We start from the raw sequence: 24,347 nt of genomic DNA on the forward strand, positions 1-24,347 counted from the left end.
ACCACCCTCTTATGACACATTTATCCGATCATAAATTTACCGGCAGCAAGATCATTTCATGGCCTTATCCATTAGTTGAACATATTGCTCAGCGGCTTTGTCGATGGTAAAGGGAGTATTCCGAAACTCTTCATAAGCATGATCTTTGAAAGACATTCTCTCACTTTCTCCTATTAACCCGACCGCTTCGGATGCCCACAGCTCGTCATTTGCCTCTAAAGGCAGATACTTAAGAACTTTAAAGTAAGAGGCCAATTCCACTATAGGATCAATGCTGCTGCCCAATACCGGAACCCCGCAAGCCAATGCTTCGAGAACCGCACCGGGAAGCCCTTCACGGATTGAAGGGTAAATCATCAGATCGGCTTGCTGCAATAATTCGTATACATTACTCTGAACTCCCAGAAAGAAGACTCTGTCCCGGATCGCATACTCTTCTATTTTCTCCCTTATCAGACCGGCTGTCGGTTCATTTTCCTTGCCAACCAAGAATAAATAATAATCCCCCTTTCGCACCATTTCTTTGAATACTTTAATTAATTTAATGTGGTTTTTCGCTTCCACCAATCTCCCGATATGAATAACGATTTTACTGTCTTCCCCTAGGCGGTACTTACTTCTCAACGATTTTTCCTCATCCACCGGCCCATTAATTTTGTTCAAGTCGATGCCATTATAGATAACCTCTGTCCGCTTGTCGTTTACTATATCCTTGCCCATGCTGGATACTATAGAGGATCTGCTCACGCCCAGGATTATCGTCGCATAACGATTGATCAAGGACTTCATCAGATTGTACTTGTACCGCTGCAGCCTGCCTCCCTTTTTGCCGCTATCCGTCGTTCTGAAATGAGCGATTCTTACTTTAATTCCGGCGATTTTCGCCAACATTAATATTAATCCGGAGAAATAGTACATGTTGGAATGGACGACATGAATGCGATGTTGTTTCAACAGTTTGATAAACCTGTAAGGAAAAGTGATGCTTCTAAATTTACAGTAGGTCATTTGTCCGCCCATGCCGGCAATGAGATCATCCAGCTCGCCGCGTTGACCGCTTAAGGCGCAAAAATAAAAGGAGTAAGCATCTAGGTCGATTTTGTCCAGCAGATCGATCGTCCTCAGCTCGGCTCCTCCCCGGTTCATTTTACTGAAAATATGAAGAATGTTTATTTGGTTGTTTGCCACATTATCACGCCTTATATTGGATACTCTTCCCTATTCGATAGGTTTTCTCATAAATTTTGGCCTTCAATTTGGGAATATCGATTATACTCCTCTTCACCCGCTGGCTGCGGCTCTGAAGTCCGTAATGGTTGACGAACAACGATAAGACCGTAATCCAGCTAAGACGGTCGCCCAGCTTGGAATGGATGGCCGCGGGTTCTTTTCTCCATTCCTTGTACATAAAAGCCAACTGCTTCATATCAAACAAGTTTAATTTGTGCATTTGTTGATTAAACAGATGTTCTTCCATGAAATCCGAGCAATGCCTCCTCAGCCATAACCCGTAATCATGATGCTTCTTGGACAAGGTGTCTCCTTCGCCATCTCCCCCGTATTTATTTCCCGTACGGGCCCAGGCGAGATCTAACAATTTGGGCTCGATCATTTGCAGCAGCTCGAAATATATTTGGTCATTACGCACGGTGTGTCTATATTTCCACATTAAAGTAAAAACTTCTTTGGCGGTAAAAGCTTGATAGAAATGGGTCCAATTCATGATCAGGTTGGCCGCATTGCCCAGCATTCTTCGCAAATAATGTGCCTGCATCTCGTATTCGTTAAGCTGCTCGTAAGAAGCTTCCTTATATCTTGCTCTAAATTGGGCCAGCTCTTCCTTAAGCTCTGCATCGACGTCATTAAGAAGCTCCGTGTTCAGCAGACTGTATCTTTCTCTGGGGCAATGCGGCTTCAGCCTGGAAGCGTGAACCGATGAATACTCGGCTCTCCCGATACTATCTCCATAACTGCCGGCCAGAACGATGCTGTCCTTCCCCAATCGCTCGAACCAATTAAAACGATGCAAATGGGCAGGGCTGATTTCCGCGCCAAGCTTCACAGCGGCCAATTCAAAATTGGAAAGGAGATAGCTTTCGTTCAATTCCGCATAATGCCACTCCCATTGGAACAGCTCGCTAATTTTTTGCGCATACACAACATCCCGGCTATTGTTCTTCCCCCAAGTCACCGCATGAATGCGGCCCTGAATTTCCCCGTTTTTCTCCAATTGCCTAAGAATGGCGGCTACAACACGGCTATCCATCCCGCCGCTTAATAAGAGATAGATATGATCATAATTTTGGCACTGCTCCCTAATTTCCTTAGATAAAGCTGCGATTAATTGTTTGGCGATTTCCTTCGGCGGACTTTCTTCCTGATTATACGGCTCTACGCTGTGATGAACAATCTCTCCGGAGGAGTGAAATTCGGTTAGCCAAGGCAAGCGAAACAAGTTCCGGATCAAGGTACGCTCGCCGCAAATATACCCGTAACATAGCATAGAGTAGACTGATGCCTCGTCTATTACTCTTTCTTCTTCCGATAGTAGGCTGACGGCAGACTGGCATTGATCCGAGTAATAGATCCCATCCTCTTTCTTAAACATATATGGGTACAATCCGCCCACATTATTCTGCATTAAAATTTGCCCATCCATCAGTTTTTTCATATTCCTACCTCAACTTGTCGGATATTTTTCAAGCCTTTATGAATCAACGTGGTGTAAAAGACCATGGAAACAAAAGCGGCAACAGCCAAAGTCCATGCAGCTCCATTCAATCCGTAATCTTCGATCAGCCATACGGAGCAAATAATCGTGACAACCAGCTTCGTAATGTGAATGGGGACCTGTGAAGTAAAAATCCTCATAGACGTGGCCCCGACTCCCAACGCGCTTCCCAGAAAAGAAAATAGAGAAATAAGCATTACCCATACAAATAAATCCGAATATACCGCATAGCTTTCCGTATAGACTAGCGTCAATATGGGTTCGCCAAACAGAACTGCCGCGGCAAGCCCAACCATTCCCAGAGCACCATTGACCAGCAGCACGAGCGCCAATAGTTTGACGAAAGCTCCCTTATTCCCGCTTGCGTAATATTTGGCTAAACGCGGACTTACCGTCTGGGAGATCGCTGTCGTAAACCTCGCTGCCCCAACCAAAATGTAGGAAATCGCCCCGAATATCCCCAATTGTTCTATGCTTAAATAATTCTCAATAAAATATCTTGGAATATTCGTGCTCAACGCTCCCATCATCATGATGGCACCCAAAGGCAGGGCCAGAAGAAACAGCCGCCATAGCTTGTTGTAATTAAACGTCAAATAGGGTTTGTCGATATACTTCATGGCATTAGGAAAATCATAAAACAGCATGACGAGAAGCCAACCCAGGACAAAACCTAGAATCGCCAGATAAAAATTGCGAGTAACCCAATAAAAGAGAACGAACAGTAATAAACTTATCGCCCCTCTGGAAATCATGGACACGGCCACTTTATTCATCACTTCGTGTCTTTGCAGCAAACCATAGATGACATCGCTGATTCCTTCGATCATCTTGCTTATGGCAATTAGAAATATAATGATTTTCGCTTCGAAGGAATAATCGCTTAAGAATGAAACCGCTATGCAGACAAGCAGAGCCAGGAAAACTCCGATAACTCTTAAGGAAAAATAGTCTCTGAATTGGTAATCATCCCTGGCATCTGTAGCTTGAATCCCCCGTAATTGAAAGCTGAAAAACAGCATAATGGGAGTGGTGGCCGCAAGAGCTAATGTATAGTAGCCGACAAGCTCTTCGTTACCCAGCTTCGCCATGATGATCAGCATCAGCCACTGCAAAAAAGCGTATAGGAGATTTGCCGCAAACATCCATTTGAAATTTCTCTTCAATGATATTTTTTTGCCCATTTCTTATCCCTTTTCGTCAATTATTTTGTATAGATGATAAAACCTGAAACTGCCTTTTGTTGTGTAAGAATTAACGTTAAAAGCAGAACCAAAACCGTTTGATGCTGTTTTTAACGTTAATTGGTTCATGCTGACATAGGGCATTCAACCCTTCCTCACATCATACCCTCGACGATTTACGTCTAAGGCGCCGGGCGCCCACAGCATGACCGAGTGCCTGCAGTGATAGAGGTGCAGCAGACTTTACCTGTTTCCTTGGCCTTCGCAGCTGAAAACCGCGAAATCGCCTTTATGTCGAAACGGTTATTTTTTATTAAAAAAATTATTATTAAAGATATGCGAATACTTGGTATTTTACGGGCAGTAGGCCTCATTCCAACTGGTTCAGCTACTCTTGGGTCCCGTAGTAGTAATAATAGCTGTCCTCATTGCGGCGCTGATCGACGTTGTTCAGAACGACTCCCAGCATTCTGGCCTGCACCAACTCAAGGCTTGCCTTGGCTTTCAGTGCGGATTCCCTCTTAACCTTCCCCGAATCGATGACCATCAGGACCCCGTCGCTTTTGGCGGCAATCAGTTGGGCGTCCGTCACAACCAATACGGGAGGAGTATCCATCAGAATGACATCGTATTGGGTGCGAAGCTCCTCGAGAAGTGCGCTCAATCTCTTGGAGGAGAGCATCTCCGACGGATTGGGCGGAACCGGCCCGGAGGTGAGCAGATCCAGATTATCTATATGCGTTTTCGCAATCACTTTGGCGAACGGGGACTGCCCGGCCAATACGCTCGTTAATCCCCATCGATTGGTCTTGACGAAGGTCTGGTGCATCGTCGGCTTGCGTAAATCCGCATCGATGACCAATACTTTCTTCTCAGCCTGTGCATACACTGTGGCCAGATTGGCCGTCGTCGTCGATTTCCCCTCTCCTGGCCCAGGCGAGGTAACCATGATGACTTGAATTTGATGATCGATCGACGAAAAATCGATATTCGTTCTCAGCGTCCGATAGGCTTCGGAAATCGGTGACTTCTTGTTGATATCGGCTATAATCGGTCTATTCTTGCTGTCCAAGCGTGACATGCGGCTCACCTGCCTGTTTGGGAATGGCGGAAGAAGCCACATTAACAACATCTTCCGGTTTCATTTTATTGATGATAGACAGTACCGGCAGACCCAGATGATGGTGAACATCTTTTTCTGTCCGGATCCGGTCATCGAGGTATTCAAGAAGGAATATCAGCCCTAGGGCCGCCATTAGCGAAACGACGAAGCTGATGGCAATATTCATTTTCACGTTAGGCTTGATAGGAGACGGATGACTCTGCGGCTTGGCTTCACTCAGAATGGAAACATTGTCTACGGACATAAGATTCACAATTTCCCTTTCGAAGACGTGAGAAATCGCATTCACCAGTTGAACCGCTCTTTCGTGGGAACCGTCTGTAATCGATACAGTCATCACCTGGGTGTTGTTGACCGAGCTGACCTTCACTCTGCGGATCAACTCCCCAGCCGTCACTCCAAGCTGTTCCTGTTCCTTCGCGACTATCTCCATAATATAGGGAGATTTAATAATTTCTTTGTAGGTATCGATAATCTTGATATGGAAATTGATTTCGCTTAGTCCCAATTGCTCCAAGGAAGCGGATGAATTCGTTTTATTCACAATTATTTTGGTGGAAGCCTGATACACCGGCTTCAGAAAGAAGTAGCTGACCACTCCGGTAATGATCGTAGCCAACAAGACTATCCCGACAAGCCACCAGATTCGTTTGCCAATTACCCGAATGTAATCGCGGATCTCTAGTTCCATGTTGCTCCTTTCCCTTACACCACAATTAGTTTCTTGGTTTGCTTTCGATTGGCCAACTGCAGCAGCCTATCCTGAATCACCAGCCGGTCCCACTTCTCATAATGCTGCAGAATCTCGGTAATCTCCGCCATCTCATCGCTCAAAGTAGCTTTGCCGATATAGATCTTGGGATGGACCTGCTCCTCATGAACTTCATTCTCGTTAAGAAGCTCTTCAAACAGCTTCTCCCCCGGGCGCATCCCGCTGAACTGGATGCCGATCTCGTCCAGATCATAGCCCGACAGCTTGATCAGATTCGTTGCGAGGTCGACGATTTTCACCGGTTTCCCCATGTCCAGGACGAAAATCTCCCCTCCCCGGGCGAGTGCTCCGGCCTGCAGGACGAGACGGCTGGCTTCGGGAATGGTCATAAAGTACCGGACCATATCGGGATGAGTAACGGTTACAGGACCTCCCTTGCGAATTTGTTCCTTGAAGAGGGGAATGACGCTCCCGCGGCTTCCCAGCACATTGCCGAAACGGACCGCCACGAACCGGGTACGGCTGCGGCCATCCAGCTCTTGAATGATCATTTCGGCAATCCGTTTGGACGCTCCCATGACGCTGGTCGGATTGACGGCTTTATCCGTGGAGATCATGACGAAGGTTTCCACCCCTGCCTCATGACTGGCCTCCGCCGTGTTTTTCGTGCCTATAATATTGTTCTTGATCGATTCTTCGGGATTCCGTTCCATTAACGGAACATGCTTATGCGCCGCCGCATGGAACACAACCCTCGGCTTGTGCATCCTCATGATTCTGAACATCTTGGCCCGATCCTGAATGTCGGCAATTTCGGTAATTAACTCTATCGAATCTCCCACAATGGAGCGCAGCTCCATCTCAATCGTATAGATGCTGTTCTCGCCGTGTCCGAGCAGAATCAGCTTTCTTGGAGAGAAAACCGCAAGCTGCCGGCAAATCTCGGAGCCGATCGAGCCCCCGGCCCCGGTAACGAGAACCGTGCTGCCCGTAATATATTTACGGATCGATTCCGTATCCAGCTCTACCGGATCCCTGCCCAGCAAATCCTCGACTTGAACATCGCGCATCTCATTGACGGATACCTTGCCCTCTACCAAATCCTCGAACATAGGAATAATCTGTACCTTGGCGCCAGTCCGGCTGCATTCCTGAACGATTTCGTTCAATTCTCTCTTCTTCAATGACGGTATGGCGATAACGATATTCGTAATGGAGAGCTTGTCCACCGTTTCCCTGATTTTGTCCCGCCCGCCAAGCACCGGCAAGCCTGCAATCTCGAACCGATGCTTCGTCTCATCGTCATCGATGAATGCCAGCGGATAGAGCTCCACATCCGGGTTCTGCATCAGCTGTCTGGCTACCAGCGTCCCGGCGGAACCGGCTCCGACAATCAAGGTTCGCTTGCGGTTGCCTATTCTATGGACAAATTTGTCGCGGTACATCCTCCAGGAGAAGCGAAGTCCGCCGATCAGGATCATGTGCATCATCCAAGTAATGAGCATGATCTTCCAGTAAATTTGTCCGGCCAGCAGTCCCTGAACCAGCATCGTGATCGCTGCAGAGAAAGTAACCGCTTTGAAAATCGAGAGCAGCTCCATGACGCTTGCGTATCTCCACACCTTTTTGTACAGCTTGTACCTATAGGCAAACAAATGATGGCATGTAAACAAAGTTGCTGCGCTAACCGCCAGTGTGTAGGAGAATGGGCTGAAGGAAGATGACGCCACATAATTGCTTACGTAAATCGCGAAGATGACGATGACAGAATCGATACCCATCAGCAGTATCAATCTTTTTGAATAACTCAATCCCTAATCCCTCCTTAGGAGCTTTTTCATAAAGAAGATCCTGCAGTGTTGTTATTAACCAAAACCGACAACAAGAAACAGACATGCCGCAAAATTCGTCTTAATCTCCTAAAGTTGATTCTTAGGACCCTATTAGTGTCCTGAATGAAATTTTTCATTCCGCAACCATTCTCCCGGTTCATACTACTAACCGGCAGTCGTCGGACATGCCGCTCGTCGCCGCCGCAGACGGATCGAAGTTGTGTTCCAACAAGAGATTCCCCGTGATATCCTTACAAAGCTGCTGCCGAATGCGATTTCACAACAATCTCTTCAAGCGGCATTCATCCCCGAAGGAAGGGCTTTCTCAAGGAGCTTACTCACAGAATTGCCCCTGTCCATACCGTTAATTCTCTACAAATAGATTAACCGGGATGGCCTCCCTGCCTTGTTGTCTCTTGTCAACGGATGTCGGCTTATCCGGGATTATGCTATCCGATTCGACTTATTATCTTGACCGGAAAGCTAACAACTGCGTTATTTGCCAAGATTATACATAGGGAACAAAAAGCTCACAAGCTACAAACAGACTATAGTAGCTCCGATAGAAATTAGTTCCGCTGGCATAAACTAGGATGTGATCCCATCAATAATTAATCGAAAAATCCATAAATCGTAGAGCGTTAGTCACGTTTTTTGTTGAAAACCTGTGACTGCGTTGTCTTAAATCCATGTAGAAAATTGTTGAGTAATCTTATTAAATTAATAAGAACTTTACATAAGTCTTCTCAAAGACGTCTTCGCAGCCAACATAATCCCACAAAATGGAGCCCAATTGTTAGATTCCTATCCCGGATGCTATTCGGGGACCAGACATTCAGCAGCGTTTCCAAACAAAAAAACATGCCTCTAAGGCATGTTTCGATAAAGCAATTTCCGAAAATTGATTTTATTGCTGTCTCCTGATTTAAGCAGGTCTCTGTTCCTGGCCCAGATTTGGTAATGGGAAGCGCATAGACCTCTGGCCCGATGTTTTTTGCCGCAGTTCTCGACCGTACATATACGGATAACTTCACGCACATGATTCGGATCGCCATGCTTTCTCCATCTGGCATAATGTACAGAACAATAGCCTTTGCATTTGGCCGGCTCCCCGCAGTCCTTCACTTTGCAAATCTTCATGATTTGCTGTTTCAGCACTAACGGATCGCCATTTCTCCACCATCTCTGGTGATGCATAGAGCATAGCCCTCTCGCCTTCAACGGCTTGTCACACCCCGGGATGGTACACTTTCTATTCATCATCTCACCTTCTGTTCCTTTTGTCCTTTTACTGCGGATGAAGCTATGCCTGCCTGCTTGATTTCACAACCCGTTGCCCTGTCTGCCGGTCTCGCTCTAAATTTTCTGCCCTATGTACAGCCGGGATAAGCGATCCGCTCTCTTTATAGAGAACGGCAGCAGCCTAAGGGATCGGTTCATTCTTGATTAAGCAGCGGCTAATTAATACTTCACGCCAGGTTCGGACGTCCCATCTTAAGTTAATCCTCAGATTCCTTATACAATTTATGAATGAATTACCACAGGAGTTGAAATCCGATGATAAAGGCGTTCCAAACCTTCTACTTAATTCCTTTCCCCATGCTTCAAGGACATACGAACTAAAGCTTGTTTGCCCCTTTGAAACAAAAAACCATCTTTCGTCATGATATATGACAAAAGATGGTCGGTTGCACTACTAGCTCCATCTATTCCAAGTGCCCAGATACAGAATAGACTTCAAAACTCCCAATCAGGTAAAGGATATTAAGTTATACATTATTTTAACAGTTGTCTCCATTATATAGCAAATCGGAAACAATTTTTGTCGAATTATGAGGAATTTAATTAAAAATTTTAACTTTTTTTGCGTGACATACTCTTCTATCAAGCTGTCATATACTTAGGATGGTCAAGGCATTATCATTACAGAGATGGAGCGGTGATCCAAAGTGAAGAGATATGTATTGCAAAAGCTAACAGTGGGCCATACCAACCGTGGAATGTGGATCACGATGATGGAAAGCAATCACAAAAAGGCGCTTCTCAACTTCCTGGGCTGGAATTACCGGGTTGTGGACCGAATCACCAGGGAGGAAGTGGCCAGCTCCGATACGTATCAGCATTCTTCCGACCAAGCAGTCATCTGATCCGGCTCCTTATATAGGACCAGACGACTGCATCTGCATTGCTTTCCTTATGGAAACTCGGCAAGGGGATGGCGCGCTCAGCGCCTTAACATCCCCTTCCGTTCCAGCTGGGCGGCCTGCAAAGGCCGGCTGATCAGAAATCCCTGGATTTCGTCACAGCCATTCCCCGCCAGCCAATTCAACTGCTCTTCGGTTTCCACACCTTCGGCTATTACCTTAAGGTTCAATTTATGGGCCATGGATATGATGCTGGTAATGATTTCAGCATTCTCAACACTTGTGTTCAGATCCCGGATGAACGACCGGTCAATCTTAAGCTTATGCACAGGCAGCTTATTAAGATAGCTGAGGGACGAATAGCCTGTCCCGAAATCATCAATGGAAAGCTGCACCCCGAGACTTCTCAGCTCCGCCAGTTTGCGCACGAAGTAGTCGGCACCCTGCACCGCCATATTTTCCGTTATTTCCAGCTCGAGGCACGCAGGATCCATACCTGTCTCCTCCAGCACCTCTTCAATCATCCCCATCAATCGTTCATCCCGGAATTGGCGGGGGGACAAATTAACGGATACCCGAACAGGCAGGTAACCGGCTTTCCGCCAGGCTACATTTTGCAAACAAGCCATTCGCAGCGCCCACTTCCCTAACGGAACAATCAGCCCGCTTTCCTCCGCGATCGGGATGAATTCAGAAGGAGAAATAATTCCTAATTCCCGATGATCCCACCGCAGAAGTGCTTCCACTCCCGTCAGTAAACCGGTGGCGACATTTACCTGCGGCTGATAGACCACCATACACGACTCGAATCCCCCTTTCTCCAATGCTTTATGCATTTCCTTCTCGAGCAGCACTCTCCTCATGTTCGTTTCGTTCATATCCGGCGTATAGAACTGATAATGATTTTTCCCCTTTTCCTTAGCGCGGTACATCGCGGTATCCGCATTTCGAATCAGCGTTTCGACATCATCCCCGTCCTCCGGGTATATGCTTATCCCTATGCTGGTTGAGACATAAAGCTCAAGACCGTCCAGCCAATAAGGCTTATCGAATACATTTAGAATGGCATTGGCAATTTGTATAGCATCCTCCCGGGTGGCATCCTTCAATATAATATTGAATTCATCCCCTCCACGCCGCGATACGGTATCCGATGGCCGCAGACACTTCTGCAGCCGTTCGGCTACAAGCTTAAGGAGCAGGTCCCCCGTAGTATGGTTGAACGTATCGTTGATCAGCTTGAACCGGTCCAGATCGAGGAACATCACCGCGAGCCGCCCCGGCTCCGAGGTGGTGATCGCTTCTGCCAACCGATTGTTATACAGCAGCCGGTTAGGCAGCCCGGTCAATGAATCATGATACGCCAGATTTATAATTTGCTCTTGGTATCTCTTGTAGTCTGTTATATCCGTTGCGATACAGAGAAGCTGCTTGCCCCCGCTGGTATGGATCGGCATCTTGGAGACCCGGACCCATTTTAAATGACCTTGCGCGTCTACAAACTTCTCCTCCAGGCCGACGGTTTCCTCCATTCCTTCCAGAAGCCGGCGGTCGCGATCCCAGATACCGAAAGAGGAAGAGCCGCTAATGGCGGACAACTCCCTCTCATTGCAGCCGATCAGTTCGTCCGGACTTTTGCCATACAAGCGGGCCATGGCCAGATTAGCCAGGGAGAAATTTCCCTGCGAATCCTTCGCATAAATATAGTTGGGATTCATATCGATCATCTTGCGCAGAAATTCCTTCTGCCCTAGTAATTCCGTATTCATATCCTGTATCGTATTTGCGTTCATCCGGTTATAGACGGCGAAGATCGTAATGGAGAATATCATCACCGCAATCCCGCTCGGATACAATCCCTTGTCCTCTGCCAGGTTAAAGACTCCTACTATTCCTGCCAGGAAGGAGACAACGCAGAAGACCAGGAAGAAAAAGCGCATATGACGATTGATTACGGAACGGCTGATAACGAGACAAAGGATCAAGCTGCACAAAAAGATTACAAGAACTACCGCGATCAGAAATTGGAACTCACCGTAGATCGGGTATAAATATTTGGCATTTTGCGGATGCTCCACATAATAAAGCTTCTCGATTCCCTTGGAACTCCAGCCCAGCAGATAGACAATAAAAGAAAACGCATAATAGATCAATATAAACCGGATGCTTACCAAATGTTCGACTAATCTGCCGAAACGGCGTTTGACAGTCTTGGGCCCTTCCAGATCATGATAAACAATGTGGGCTATATATAAGGAAGCCGGCCCCAGCATAATAAAACCAAAGCGAAAAAACCGGAACAACCTGTCGATTTGTTCCGGGGTCCACCATTCATATCCATATAGAATGGCCACATCCAACTGCCAGACGCTGATAAACAGCATAAAAATGAAGAACCCTCTGGCTAATCGGGTTTTCCTGAATGTAAATACTGTAGCCACACCGAGAAATAGCGGTACGACAGCAAAAGCGATCATTGTAATAAAAAGCATCCGCTTAATTCGCTCCTTGAGAATTAGACAGTAGAAGACATGTGTTGTTCCCGCCGTACCCATGAGTTGTTATCGCTACATGATTCACTGTTTCATACCGGACCGACTTCACGATGGGAAGGTCTTCGTAGCCATCCCCCTCTGTCTTGATCGTTGGCGGTATAAATCCGTACTCCATGGATAGAAGAGCCGATATGACTTGCAGGCTGCCGATCGAGGCGAAGGAGTGTCCGATATTTCCTTTAATAGAAGTAATCGGAACCGATGAGCCGAACAGAGCGCGATGCGTAATGGCCTCCACCTGGTCGTTAACTTTCATTCCCAGAGCTTGACTATTCACATAGGTCGGTTGAATACCTCCAACGGCTCCCTTCATCGCAGCGATCATATTCTGTCCTGTCGTATCCGACTCGAAGATGGATAGGCCATCATTGTTGCTATGAATTCCCGTCAGCACTCCGTATATTCGGGCTCCCCGCCTCTTGGCGCGGCTCTCCAGCTCCATAACCAGAACCGCCGCTGCTTCAGAGACGACAAAACCGTCGCTCCTCAGGGAGAAGGGCACTCCGGCACTGGAAATATCGGTCTCTCGTGACATAGCGCCTAATCTCATGAAACTGTATACGCTGCCAACCGTAATTGGCGCGTCCGATCCGCCGACAATGCAGATTTCGCACTGCCCGCTCTCCAGAAGCAGCTTCCCCATCATCATCGCATCGACTCCGGCGGTACAGCCAGTGCTCAGGGTGAAGGCTTGGCCCTTTATACCCAAGTGCTGGGAGATCGCAGCCGTAATGCTGTGCGGGTTGCCGGCTCCGGCGCCGGAGATCGGAAACTTCCGGTACTGCCGACTGCCGCTGATAAGCGCGTATTCCTCAATCTCCTTCAATCCCCCGACGGATGTTCCCATGATAATGCCCGCTTGCTGCTCATCTCCCTTGAGCCCGGCCATTTCGGCAGCCTCCTCCGAGGCGGCAATGGCCATTCGGGCCACACGAGGATAATATCGATATTTGCGATCGGGAAGTGAAATCAGCTCATCATCAATTCTGCCGCAAATGATGTCAGATCCATTAGGTCCCAAGCCGGAAACGAGCTGTTGTGTACAAACCCCGTTCTCTAATATATCCCTGAAATGAATTTTATTACCAATACCAGGAGCTTTTAATCCATAGCCCGTTATAACAACTCGATCCAATGCCATTAACCTCCGCGTTTAATTGAAGTGCTGCTGCGAATAAACTATTGATTATTAGGGCTTATATCCTGATATAAGAGCTGTACACCGGATTAGGCTCTTTCTCTATATACCGAAACTTTGATTACGGAAGTAAACCTATTCAGTTAACACAATCATCGGATCAAAGCTTGCAGCGTCCATCTGGTCCGTATCGGAATCTTCCCAATGCTCCCCGCCTGATGATTTCTGTCAGAGCATGTCAATCCGCCAGCCATTCATTGCTCGCAACCCGTTACATTGTTCCGGCGGAATTGGCTTCATAGTTCCTCCAGGCTATGTAAAGGTCTTCAAAGAAAGGAATATGGAAGCAGATCGTCAATCCCCGAAGCCATACGGATTCGCATAACCGATGATGACCATCCTGATTTACTGCAGTTATTAGATAATATAGATGAAGCAGCTATTACATAATATAGAAGATATTCTACATAACTTATAATAATCCTTTTTTATCCTGCGAACATTTTGAAAAATCCAGTCTAAATTGATAGAACTCTCTAGGATATGCCCGGCTGTTAATTTTCACGGTATTGGCCGTCACCCACTCCACCTCGCCTCCGGAATCGATCAGATGATCCTTATCCCAGATAGAGACACGCTGTTTGGTTATGAGCGCCAGTACAAAATCACTATCGTTCTTAATGTACCGATTCAAAAAATCACCTTCCGAATAGTCATATTTTCAGCCTCACGGTTTAGATAGGGGCCAAAAAAAACACAAAACCACCTCTCAATTAAAATGAAAGATGGTCGGTTGCACTACTAGCTCCATCTATCCCAAGTGCCCACATAAGGAATAGACTTCAACGCTCCCCTATACAATTTTTCAGGTCGGTAATCCTTGATGTTGTTAATATTTTTAATAATCTACCTCTATTATATAATGATTTCCAGTTTTGAAAACCCAAAATATTATTGCGCTTTCATAGGATTTGACAAAGTTTTTTTATCAGCGTCAAAAGTCTCTTGTTTTGGCGAAAAACGTAAATTAATCGCTTGGAAATTACGACTTAAGGCTGTCTGTTCCGGTGATGTCCGTTTAGTCCAAAAGTGGTCTTTAAGTTCTTCAGAACTAGAATTTGGCCGCTATTTATTTTGCTAAAATATGGCCTGTTTCCTATTTTTCGGATTCACTGCGGCTGCCCTTGCCCGAAAATATTAAAGCGGCTTACTCAGGGAAGCCGCATGAATAATGCATAGATGGCAAGCCACAACGGAACGGGCCGGGCGGCCTATATGCTTTCCGCGTTTTTCTTCTGGTCATACGAAAGCACATAGGGAAGGTGATAGACGTAAGTCCCATTCTCGGCGATCTTCAAATGAGCGAATCCCTGCTCTCTTAAAGACTCCAAATATTGCTTCGCTACTTCCAGCGAGAACTCGGATCCCAAGGCAATATCTGCAGGAGTGACGAGACCGTCCTGGGATACGGCAATGGCCAGCACGATTTTCTCCAATTGCTGATCCTTGGAGGGGTCATAATCCGGCTCCGGCAGGTCATATTTTGTTTTCTTCAGATGACCGAGAATATAGAGGGCAACGCCGAGCGGAAGAATCCCGAACAGAAGAATCATAATGAGAAATAACCCGATTTCATCCACTCCGTTCGTCAGCATAACAATAAACCAAAGAATACTCCAAATAATCATTAATACAGCGGCAGTTTTTAATAGAGCCCGTTTTGTCTTGAACCACAATCTTCTGACCAACAGATTGCTGTCTCTGTCTTTCTTCATGACCGTAAACCTCACTCAGTTTTTATTAGCCACGCGAAACGCGGCAAATGGAAATATTTGGACCCGCCCCAAATTAGGCCAAAATTCCTTGTCTCCGTGAATGACCTACTCTCCTTTTCATTTAATCATGTTACGCCGCCAATTGGAACCATTTCTTTGTCTTTTTTCGATAAATAGACGGAGATACAGATGAAGCACCCCGGCATCCGAACTGAACGACCGCGTAAAATCTTTCCGCTCGGGCCGGACTTATAGTTTGCTTCCCGTAAAGGGAGGAAAGGGAATCAAAGGTGAAATCGCCGTTTTGAAGTCCCTAGTTGAGCTTCGCTTCAATAAAGCGGACCACGTTTCCGACAGTTGACAAGGACTCCAGCAGCAGATCGTCTTCATCGAAAACGACCCGGAATTCATTCTCCAGCTCCGCAATCAGTTGAACGGCCGTCACCGAATCCAGAATCCCGCGGCCGCCCAGCAGCACGGTCTCCGGTCCGACCTCCGGCCGCCCCCATAGCTTGGCTACCAAGCTGATCACTCTTCGCTCCACCTCATCGCCGTTCCTCTCTTCCACTGGTTCTGTCGCTTTGCGCGGGCTGTGAACATGGATCCAATCCGGCGTCAGATAAGAAACAGGCAGCGGCAATCCGTACACGGAAAAGTCATCCTTCCTCTCCTGGAGGGTGAATCCAAGCAGCTTCAGCAGCATTAAGGCCGGGCGGTTCCGGCTTTCCGATTTATACCCGCAGCGCACCTCCCGCAGCTCAGGATGATCGAGCTGAAGAAGTTCCAGCACGGTCCCCAGGAAGGCATTTCCAATCCCGCGCCCTTCTATCCGGCAGGAAATGCAGAACAAGCGAATTTCCGCCAGCCCCTCCTCCAGCAGATCCAGCATAGCTACCGCGACAATGCCGTGGTCACCGAATCGGTCCTTGAGCTCCGCCACATATAGCCTCTTATCTCCCATTTCCATATAATTACGCACAACGTCCTGCGAGACCCTTTCGAGCCCATTGTTCCATTGATTCGTTCGTGCGGCCAATTCATAGACCCTGGCCAAATCCTGCTGGCGGGCCGGGCGTACCATCAATTCCATGGAGCAGGAACGCAGGAACTCTTCCCGCATACCGGGAAACTGTCTCTCTGCGTCCTCCCGCTCAGCCCGGATCAGCATCAGCTCCCTTCGTCTCCCGGCTTCACCCGTTATGGCCGGAGCTTGAAACTCCGGAAAATCAGGAAGCTGCCCATAGACACCGGCTTCATACACGGCCAACCCCGGCAAGCAGGCCCGGGCTTCCTCCCGCTCGAAAGGATTATCATCGATGAAGGCGGCGGCATCCATCCCAATGTTCAACCGGCTCACGATTCGGCGTATTCCTTCCGCTTTGGGTGCCCATCCTATTTGCGGATAGATGAAATAATGGGCGAGCCCCAGCTCCTTCAGCTTCTCCATCGCGTCCTCATGATCATTGCGGCTGGCAATGCTGAGCAGCACGCCGCGCTCATCCAAGCTCCGGAGCACTTCAATGATCCCCGGCCGCAAGGTCACCCTGCGATCCTCGGACAGAGTTCCCTCCCATAACGTATCGTCCAAATCCCAGATCAGGCATTTGATCATTCCGACATCCCCCCATCCTCCGCAGGATTGGGCGGATTATCCATTACATATTCCATCGTCAGATGAGTAGGCTCGAACCCATAATTTTTGTACAGCACCCTCATCGGAAGATTGCTTACATGGACATGCCCGACAATACGCTTCGCCCCTTGCTCTCTGCAGAGCCGCATCCCTGCATCCAACAAAGCCTCGGCACAGGCGGATCCCCGGTAAGGCTCGGCAATATAGAAGCTTTTGAACATAATATATTTCTCCTTGGTGACGAAATTAACCTTGGGGGTCATCCAGAGCCAGCCGGCCGACTGTCCCTCCATCTCTGCCACCAGCATCCCCTGCTGTTCCTGGGGAATGGCCTTGGCCAGCTTGCGGCGGTGGAATTCCAGATCCGTTACCGCCTCACTGCCGAAGGAAATCACCGAAATCTCTTTCTCGTATTCCGCTATAATCTCTAGATCGCTCTCTTGTATGGTACGTATTTTCATATTCTGTTTTTCCTCCCCGGAGTATCCAATCCGTTATATTGACTTCTTTTCCTTAAGCTCGAACGTTGCATGGCTGCAGCGGGGGCAGCCTTTGTTTTTCAACTCTTCAATCGTCTTATAGCTCCCTTGAATCCCGACCAGGATCGGTTCCCCGCACTGCTTGCACCCGTAAGTGCGCATAGTCCTCCTGACCTCTCCGGTATAGATCGCATCCTCGAAACGACCGCTAATATCGGGGCGAGTATGCTCCGTTGACTTCAGAATGAACATTTGTCCGCGGTTTCCGATCATCTCGGCTCCCTCGTATTCATTAAAGGAGGGAATCGTTTCACTGACGGTCAAGCCCATCTGAATGAATTCACGCTGCATGGCCAGCATGAAGTCGGGTGACTTATGAGCGAAGGAGAAGAACACAGGCAGCCCCTTCCCCGGCTTCAATGCGCTAATTCCCCGCGAGAGAAAAAGAACCATTCCCTGCAAAGTATAAGGCGGATCGGTGAAGAAGCAATCGTATTGCCCGTACAGCTTCTCCGGCAGAGGCTCGCGCAAATCAGCGTGATGACAGGTGATCGGCAGATTTTCCCTCTCTGCTATATCACTAATATAACTTAAAAATCGCTCGTCAATATCAACAACATCGATCATACCCTTCGGCCCGGAGGCTGACGGAAACAGTCTTTTGAGCAAAAAGCCAAGCGACACGCTGACAAGATCGTCATCGCCTACGCATAATATTTTTTTACCTATGAGAGTATGGTTTCTCAAGCATAGAACCGCCCGGCTCAAGCTGGTCTCCAAGGTGCATTTGGATTGATCGATCTGCACATTAACCTGCGGACGGCGATGGAAGCATTCCTGCAGCATCGCCAGAAGCTCGGCCAATTCCGATTTCCAATCGAATTCCTTCTCCATGAGCCTCAGATACAGCCGCTTATCGATTCCCTCGTACTTCCGTTCCCGCTCAATATAAGCTTGGCCTGCCGGAGTACAATGAACCCCGCGCTCCTGCTGCAAGGCTCCCGCACGGATCAATTCCTTCTTGATGGCGGCCGCAACGGGAAGCGGAAGCAAAGTTTTTCTCGCCAACTCCTTCGTAGAAATTCCCGGTCTTAAATAGCATTCCAGGAAAAGCTGCTCGATCACCCGGATTCCTTCCTGCAATTGTACATGGGCACTGGCTTCATTTATATAATCCTTCATGGTTATAACCTCTCTTACTTTCAAAATAGGTAGAACTACCTGCAAAGTGACATATGGCCTCCGAAGCGTATCCGTCCGCAACCTGAAAGGGCGGCGTCTAAATCTTCCTCTAACGCGGTCGCTCTTCTTGCTTACTTTGCGGGGAGCCTCGAACATTCCCCACAAAGTGACGCTCGGCCTTCGAAGCGTATCCGTCCGACACCCTGAAAGGGTCGGCTTCTAAACCTTCCTCTAAACGCGGTCGCTCTTCTTGCTTTGCTTCGATAATGGTTTATACATTGCTTTGAGGGGAGCCCCGAAACATAAAAAAACAGAGGATGAACATAAGCGTTCACCCTCTGCCCGAATCGGCTTATCGCGAAAGAAAAGGATGGAAATCCTTACACTTCTCCCGCAAAATAAGCAACAGTAAAGCCGTGCTCAAGAAGCACGGCTCTCCGTTATCCGTTAGGTATGGTAGATGACCGTTGTTCTTAACTAATGGGTCCTCCCACGAATCCATACGGAAATAAACCACCTCAAATGCGCGAATTTCACCCGTCCAGCGTACAGACGACAGAAGACGTCGCACAGAAATATCAGAACGGAAAAGAACCAGTCTGCCCTTGCCCTGATATTGTGGTATCCCTCATGGAAATGGAAGAGACCTTATGAAATTGATTAGTTAAGAACAACCGCCGACATCAAGACATCCCCTATATTTTGAAAGTTGCTCTAATTATAGTTCAAATAAAGCGGGAAAGCAAGCGCTGTTAACGACCTCAGCGGCGGCCCTTTGTTCCGGACTGCCATTGTTTTTGCGCTGCACCTTCTGTCCGCCTGTTCTCATCTCCACCGCCATTTGAAGAAATATTCCACCGCAAATGTCAAAATCAAATAAAATTGTTCGGCTGTAACCGAGTCAATCATGCTATAATGTGGGCAAACGCTCATAGGATGACCCCACAAAGTGACGCATAGCTTTCGCAGCTTATTCCGTCTGCACTCCAACGGAGTCGGCGTCTATACCTTCCTCTAATCGCGGTCGTTCTTCATGATTTGCTTCGATAAAGGTTTATACAGTACTTTGCGGGGAGCCCCAAACATTCCCCACAAAGTGACGCGTGGCCTACGAAGCGTATTCCGGGTACTTTGCGGGGAGCCCCAGAACTTACAGCTTAAGGAGGATTTATTTTGAATCGTATTGTTTTACTGCCGCTGGATGAAAGACCGTGCAATGTAGATTATCCCGAGCAGCTTGCCCGTTTGGGCGGCCTGCCTCTTTCCGTACCGCCGTTTTCCATGTTGGGGGATAAGAAACGCCCGGCGGATTGTGATCAACTCGCCCAATGGCTGAAGCAAGAGGCCGAACAGGCAGACAGCCTTATCCTTTCGATCGATATGCTCGTGTATGGCGGCATCGTCCCCTCTCGGCTGCACCATTACAGCCCCGAGCAATGCCAAGAAAGAATCGATCTGCTTCGGGAATTAAAGCTGAGTCGTCCGAATTTGAAAATTTATGCCTTTAATTTGATCATGAGGACGCCGGCCGCGAGCAGCAACGATGAAGAGCCGGATTATTACGCGGAGTACGGAAGCTCCATCTTCCGCTATTCCTGGCTTAAGGACAAGCAGGAACGCGAGGAGCTCGATGCTGAAGAACAGCAGGAATGGGAAGAACTGCTACGCAAGATTCCGGAGGAAGTGCTGACAGAGCATCTGCATCGCAGGAGCGTTAATTCCTATGTCAATGAATATTCCATCCGGCTGGCCGAGGAAGGAATTATAGACTTCCTGATCATTCCTCTGGATGATAATGCCCATTATGGCTTCTCCGCTATGGAGCAGCGCAGGCTGCTTTTCCTGACTGAGGAATTGGGCCTCATGGACCGGGTATTCCTATATCCGGGAGCGGACGAAATCGGGTGTACGCTGGTCGCGAGAGTGTTCTGCGAAACTATGGACTACCATCCGGAAATCTTCGTCCGGTACTCGTCTACCCAAGGACCTTTCGTGATTCCCCGGTATGAGGACCGCAGCCTGAATGAAAGCATCAAATCGCATATTACTGCAGGGGGAGCCTTCATGGCGGACTCATCGCATGAGGCGGATTTAGTGCTGATGGTCCATTCGCCGCCGGTCGGACAGAAGGATGCCGCCGAATCGTCGAGAGCTTTCCGCGACCGGCACCGCTCCTACTTCTCGGAGGTTCATTTCAATGAATTCATTCAAGCGATGCGCAACTACACATCCAAAGGCAAGACCGTAGCGCTCGCGGACGTGGCCAATTCCAACGGCAGCGACCACACCTTCATGAAAATGGTGTCCCGCTCCGGACTTCTGCCGAAGCTGGCAGGTTATTCGGCCTGGAATACGTCCGGGAATACTTTGGGAACGGTAATTGCCCACGGAATTATCGAGTCTTACTACCGCCGTCCCGGACTGCGGCAAGATGAGGACCGCCTGCATCTTAGCCGGGAATTCTATCTGCTTCGCCTGATAGAGGACTGGGGATATCAGGCGCTTGTCCGCTCCGACATTACGAAGAATGTTCTGCCCGGTCTCGGGGCCAATTACTTCGATGTCGCTCACGTATACGATACAGTGACCGCAACTGTTTGGCAGAAGCTCACCGAATTTGTAGAAACCTACCTGCAGGATCTGCAGCCGGAACGAATTCATCTGGAGCAGGTGGAAATGCCTTGGAAGCGAATGTTCGAGGTCGGATTGAAGGTCAAGCTGGACCGATAGCCGGTCCCGGGGGCAGGGGGGATTAGCCGTTAGCGCCCGTCCCGCCGTTATCAAGCAGCAACGCGCGCTGGAAACAGCGCGCGTTGTTCTGTTTTTTCCCTCTTCTATCGGATACTCGCCTTACTCGGATTGTCCATTAGGTGATAAAAGCTTTTCCTTGGGCAAGGACAGACAGAAGTGCATGTCTTTTTGCAAAAATTCGGTAAATCCCGAAGAAGACGTGCAAATCTGCTGGTCTTTCCGGCCAAAATGCGTAAAATCAGCAAAACATCCAAATTTACCTGCACTTTTGCTCGTCATTTGCCGGTTTCAGCCAACCACCTTCCAAAGACCTGCACTTTTGCTCGTCTTTTGCGGTTTTAGCCAACCCACCCGACAATGACCTGCACTTTTGCGGGTCTTTTGCCGGTTGCAGCTAACCGTCTTTCTCGCTATAACGCTTTCACGGCCTGGCAGCCGATCCGGTCCGTTAAAGTAATTTTCGCTGCAGCAATTCCTCCATCATGGCCCAGCCTTCCCTGCAGGACTCCTCGACAACCCAAGGCTCGAAACCGAATTGAAGATACATCTGAATCGCTTTCCAGCTTGTCGTTTGCGTGGTCAAATATGCTCTGTCATGGAAATCGGCCAGACGTTTCATCACATGGGAAAGCAGAGGCTTGGCTAACCCCCGGCCCTGATGCTCCGGTACGATGGCGACCCAGTGTATTCTCCCATACGGTTCTCCCCGTAACGTGTTGTACCATGCCGTTGTTGTTCCGACGGCGGTTCCCGGCCCGTCTTCCAGAATGAAGCACCGAAGCTGCATTTCATCGAGATGCTTCCCGAACTCGCGGTTAAAATGAAGCTCCGCCTGCTCTTGGCTCGGAAACTCTCCGGCCCGCCACTCAATGGCTGCCCATAGATGCTCATCTCCCGGCCGGAAGGAACGAATCCGGTAAGGGGCCGGCAGAGCAACATCCGGAATGCCCTGCAAATGAGGCCTGATCATGGTCAGAGGGATTTCAGCTACTTGCGGGTTCCCTTTGATATGCATAGAACCCTCCATTAACGGTTAAATATCGATAACAAAATCAGAATAACAACGATCACGACTCCGATCAGCAGCGGAGTGCTTCGTTTCACCTTGCCTTCCAGCCTAGCCGAGTGGATCACGATCTGGCTGTGCCTGCCTTCCGCCTTAAGCTTCTCCAGCACCTTCTGCTTGGCATCTTCCTCGTCCTTGGCCCGAACGGATACGATGTTTTGCTTTCTCTGCTTCTCTTCGTCAAACAAGGTTTCGGTTGATGTATATTTCACTGAATAAATATTCATTCTGCCAGCCCTTCTTTCTATATATAGATATTAATATGTATGAGATAATCGGAGTATTTCAAGAAAGCGCTCGCGTTCAAGAAAATCTCTCCATCGCAAAATATATCATTTATTATAGCAAATATTGGCACACTCTCCTAACCTTCACTGACTTTTTGAAGATCCGGCAGCAAGCTTTTTTCACTCTTTCTAAGAACAAGGTGAAAAAAACCGTTATTTTTTAAAATAATAGCGGAATTTAATTCCATTCTGTGCTATATTTTTAGTAGCACCGAATTTATCTGATTTTTTTGAAAAACGATGTAAGCGGATTCAGTCTTGTCCGTAAAAAAGGGGGAGGGTGTTACTCAACAGCAAGATTCGGGACAAAGCGGCAAAAAGATAAAAAATTATGTCAGTGACTTTAAGAAGGAGGAGTTCGGTCTATGAAAGCGAGATTCAAAAAAATTACCTCTCCTGTTCTGATTAGTTTATTAATCGGTTCTTTGGCAGCCGGTTGCAGCTCCGGCTCCGGCTCCGGTTCCGGCTCAACCCCTTCCGGCAACGCCGGAGCCACGCCCGGAACATCGCCGCAAACGCAGCCATCCCAGAAGCCGGCGGATAAACCGAAGGATGCGGTGGAGATTACGTTCTGGCATGTCTGGTCCGAGAAAGACTCCGGACCAATCGAAGCGACGGTGGAAGCATTCAACAAGAGTCAAGACCGAATCAAGGTGAAGGTGCTCGGTAATCAGGACGCCACGAAACAATTGACAGCGATTTCAGGGGGCAATCCGCCTGATGTGGCCCTGACCTTCTGGAACAACATCGGCCCTTGGGCCGATGCCGGAGCCGTATTGGATCTGGACAGCTATTTCTCCAAGGACAATTTCGATATCGGCTCGGTCGTCCCTGCCGCTATGGAACGAATGAAGGTAGGCGACAAATACTACGGCGTTCCTTTTACCATGAGCATGGCCAACACCCTTATGTATAACAAGCAAGCCTTCCAGGAAGCCGGCCTTACCGAACCGCCGGAGACCTTGGACCAGCTTCTCGATTACGCCCAGAAGCTGACCAAGAAAGACGGATCGGGCAATCTGACCAACATCGGCTTTCTGCCGGACTATCCGTGGATCGATAACGTTTTCTGGCCCGTTATCTTCGGCGGCTCCTGGGTGGACGATAGCGGCAAGGTAACCCCGAACCGCAAGGAGAACGTTGCCTCCATCGAGTATCAGCGCAAATTCTACGAGCTGTACGGCAACGATGCCGTCGGCAAATTCAAGTCCGGGCTCGGCCAAAGAGGCACGCCGCAGGATCCGATGCTGACCGGTCAAATCGCCATGATCATCGGGTGGGAATATAACTTCACCGAGGAAAGAACCGCTGACGGCCCTATCGGCATCGCCCCATTCCCTTATCCGGCGGATCGCCCCGACCTGAAGGGATCGGGTATGGTTTCCCCGCGCGGGGTCTTCATTCCGAAGAAAGCGAAGCACCCTGACGAAGCGTGGGAATTCTTGAAATATTTAATGAGCGTCGATACGCAAGTGGCATTCGCCCAGGAGTCCAAAGTCATTCCGACCGTCAAGAAAGCACTGGATGACGAAAGGCTGACGAAGAACGAAGAGCTGAGAACGATGTGGGATTTCTACGAGCGGGCCAAGAGCGAGAATTTGCAGGGCTTCCCCAACAACGTGTATATCAATCAATATTTACAGGCGTTGAGCGAAGAAACGGAGAAAGCTCTGAAAGGCCAATCTTCCGCCCAGGAAGCTATGGATAAAGTGGCGGAGAAGATCCAGCCGCTGGCGGACAAAGCGAATAAATAAT

General features: G+C 48.5%; 19 protein-coding genes and 2 riboswitches. Of the genes, 3 read left to right on the plus strand and 16 right to left on the minus strand.

Going from position 1 to position 24,347, the window contains the following annotated elements; translation table 11 throughout:
* Positions 1-51: 51 nt before the first annotated feature.
* The 7 genes from ACFQ03_RS06125 to ACFQ03_RS06155 form a co-directional block, all read right to left on the minus strand.
* On the minus strand, positions 52-1,188 hold the full coding sequence (locus ACFQ03_RS06125; RefSeq protein ID WP_379286807.1) for a glycosyltransferase: 1,137 nt from the start codon (positions 1,186-1,188) through the stop codon (positions 52-54).
* A gap of 4 nt (positions 1,189-1,192) precedes the next feature.
* Complete coding sequence (locus ACFQ03_RS06130; protein ID WP_379286809.1) at positions 1,193-2,671, minus strand: asparagine synthase-related protein; 1,479 nt, start codon at positions 2,669-2,671, stop codon at positions 1,193-1,195.
* Positions 2,668-3,915 carry a lipopolysaccharide biosynthesis protein gene (locus ACFQ03_RS06135; protein ID WP_150959488.1) on the minus strand — a complete coding sequence of 416 codons (1,248 nt, stop codon included), beginning with the start codon at positions 3,913-3,915 and terminating at the stop codon, positions 2,668-2,670. The genes ACFQ03_RS06130 and ACFQ03_RS06135 overlap by 4 nt, the downstream gene beginning before the upstream one ends.
* A gap of 388 nt (positions 3,916-4,303) precedes the next feature.
* A complete protein-coding gene (locus ACFQ03_RS06140) occupies positions 4,304-4,996 on the minus strand; it encodes a CpsD/CapB family tyrosine-protein kinase (RefSeq protein ID WP_150959487.1) in 693 nt (230 codons plus the stop codon).
* On the minus strand, positions 4,971-5,729 hold the full coding sequence (locus ACFQ03_RS06145; RefSeq protein WP_379286812.1) for a YveK family protein: 759 nt from the start codon (positions 5,727-5,729) through the stop codon (positions 4,971-4,973). Before ACFQ03_RS06145 ends, ACFQ03_RS06140 begins: the two co-directional genes overlap by 26 nt.
* A gap of 14 nt (positions 5,730-5,743) precedes the next feature.
* Entirely contained in the window at positions 5,744-7,561 is a 1,818-nt protein-coding gene (locus ACFQ03_RS06150) for a polysaccharide biosynthesis protein (RefSeq protein WP_144936301.1), read from the minus strand.
* An 888-nt stretch (positions 7,562-8,449) separates the two neighbouring features.
* A complete protein-coding gene (locus tag ACFQ03_RS06155) occupies positions 8,450-8,842 on the minus strand; it encodes a hypothetical protein (protein ID WP_144936298.1) in 393 nt (130 codons plus the stop codon).
* Positions 8,843-9,255: 413 nt separating this feature from the next.
* A riboswitch (cyclic di-GMP riboswitch) is annotated at positions 9,256-9,338 on the minus strand.
* A 208-nt stretch (positions 9,339-9,546) separates the two neighbouring features.
* Here ACFQ03_RS06155 and ACFQ03_RS06160 point away from each other — a divergent pair.
* Entirely contained in the window at positions 9,547-9,729 is a 183-nt protein-coding gene (locus tag ACFQ03_RS06160) for a hypothetical protein (protein ID WP_144936295.1), read from the plus strand.
* Positions 9,730-9,806: 77 nt separating this feature from the next.
* On the opposite strand, the gene ACFQ03_RS06165 is transcribed toward ACFQ03_RS06160, so the two are convergent.
* The 7 genes from ACFQ03_RS06165 to ACFQ03_RS06195 all read right to left on the minus strand — a co-directional run bounded on the left by ACFQ03_RS06165 (position 9,807) and on the right by ACFQ03_RS06195 (position 18,488).
* The gene (locus ACFQ03_RS06165) at positions 9,807-12,218 is read right to left on the minus strand and encodes a putative bifunctional diguanylate cyclase/phosphodiesterase (protein WP_186328335.1); all 2,412 of its coding nucleotides are present in this window, start codon (positions 12,216-12,218) and stop codon (positions 9,807-9,809) included.
* A gap of 4 nt (positions 12,219-12,222) precedes the next feature.
* Positions 12,223-13,416: a beta-ketoacyl synthase N-terminal-like domain-containing protein gene (locus ACFQ03_RS06170; protein WP_191964309.1), complete on the minus strand. Its 1,194-nt coding sequence runs from the start codon at positions 13,414-13,416 to the stop codon at positions 12,223-12,225.
* Positions 13,417-13,891: 475 nt separating this feature from the next.
* Positions 13,892-14,113, minus strand: a complete 222-nt coding sequence (locus ACFQ03_RS06175; protein WP_144936288.1) for a hypothetical protein — start codon at positions 14,111-14,113, stop codon at positions 13,892-13,894.
* 84 nt (positions 14,114-14,197) lie between these two features.
* Positions 14,198-14,281, minus strand: a riboswitch (cyclic di-GMP riboswitch).
* Positions 14,282-14,690: 409 nt separating this feature from the next.
* Positions 14,691-15,194 carry a hypothetical protein gene (locus ACFQ03_RS06180; RefSeq protein ID WP_379286814.1) on the minus strand — a complete coding sequence of 168 codons (504 nt, stop codon included), beginning with the start codon at positions 15,192-15,194 and terminating at the stop codon, positions 14,691-14,693.
* 313 nt (positions 15,195-15,507) lie between these two features.
* Positions 15,508-16,806, minus strand: a complete 1,299-nt coding sequence (locus tag ACFQ03_RS06185) for an HAD-IIIC family phosphatase (protein WP_379286816.1) — start codon at positions 16,804-16,806, stop codon at positions 15,508-15,510.
* Positions 16,803-17,288 carry a GNAT family N-acetyltransferase gene (locus tag ACFQ03_RS06190; RefSeq protein ID WP_379286818.1) on the minus strand — a complete coding sequence of 162 codons (486 nt, stop codon included), beginning with the start codon at positions 17,286-17,288 and terminating at the stop codon, positions 16,803-16,805. Before ACFQ03_RS06190 ends, ACFQ03_RS06185 begins: the two co-directional genes overlap by 4 nt.
* A gap of 33 nt (positions 17,289-17,321) precedes the next feature.
* Positions 17,322-18,488: a bis-aminopropyl spermidine synthase family protein gene (locus ACFQ03_RS06195; RefSeq protein WP_379286820.1), complete on the minus strand. Its 1,167-nt coding sequence runs from the start codon at positions 18,486-18,488 to the stop codon at positions 17,322-17,324.
* A gap of 1,173 nt (positions 18,489-19,661) precedes the next feature.
* Here ACFQ03_RS06195 and ACFQ03_RS06200 point away from each other — a divergent pair.
* Entirely contained in the window at positions 19,662-21,218 is a 1,557-nt protein-coding gene (locus ACFQ03_RS06200; protein ID WP_379286822.1) for a DUF4127 family protein, read from the plus strand.
* A 469-nt stretch (positions 21,219-21,687) separates the two neighbouring features.
* Here the strand turns inward: ACFQ03_RS06200 and ACFQ03_RS06205 are convergent, their stop codons facing one another.
* Positions 21,688-22,254 carry a GNAT family N-acetyltransferase gene (locus ACFQ03_RS06205; protein ID WP_379286824.1) on the minus strand — a complete coding sequence of 189 codons (567 nt, stop codon included), beginning with the start codon at positions 22,252-22,254 and terminating at the stop codon, positions 21,688-21,690.
* Positions 22,255-22,265: 11 nt separating this feature from the next.
* Positions 22,266-22,532 carry a hypothetical protein gene (locus ACFQ03_RS06210; RefSeq protein ID WP_144938039.1) on the minus strand — a complete coding sequence of 89 codons (267 nt, stop codon included), beginning with the start codon at positions 22,530-22,532 and terminating at the stop codon, positions 22,266-22,268.
* A gap of 425 nt (positions 22,533-22,957) precedes the next feature.
* Here ACFQ03_RS06210 and ACFQ03_RS06215 point away from each other — a divergent pair, with 425 nt between their 5' ends.
* A complete protein-coding gene (locus tag ACFQ03_RS06215; RefSeq protein ID WP_379286827.1) occupies positions 22,958-24,346 on the plus strand; it encodes an ABC transporter substrate-binding protein in 1,389 nt (462 codons plus the stop codon).
* Position 24,347: the final 1 nt, after the last annotated feature.

Origin of the sequence: Paenibacillus residui, assembly GCF_042677205.1 — a bacterium.
Lineage (GTDB): Bacteria > Bacillota > Bacilli > Paenibacillales > NBRC-103111 > Paenibacillus_L > Paenibacillus_L residui.